General features: G+C 36.5%; 1 protein-coding gene. It reads left to right on the top strand.

Going from position 1 to position 208, the window contains the following annotated elements; all coding sequences use genetic code 11:
- Positions 1-208 (top strand): hypothetical protein (locus tag EII29_RS12625; RefSeq protein WP_158612590.1); only part of this gene is annotated, 208 nt, incomplete at both ends.

Raw genomic sequence — 208 nt, 5'->3', positions numbered from 1 at the left:
GATATAACGACGAATAAGATAAATGCAGGAAAAGCTGTAGTATACAAGACACCAAAGAAAGTAAAAGTAAAGGGGACGGTATCGGCAGGTCATAAAGTACAAATCAAATCAAAAGAAACGGAAATAAGTGCAAAGGTAGTAACGGGATATTTAGAAAAGGCATTGGGGAAAAAAGCCCTTGAGATAGAAAGTGAGAAGGCAAAAGTAA

This window comes from Leptotrichia sp. OH3620_COT-345 (genome assembly GCF_003932895.1).
In the GTDB taxonomy this organism is placed as follows: Bacteria; Fusobacteriota; Fusobacteriia; order Fusobacteriales; family Leptotrichiaceae; genus Pseudoleptotrichia.
The sequence above is the reverse complement of the archived record's forward strand: the minus strand, read 5'-3'. Positions and strand labels throughout refer to the sequence as shown.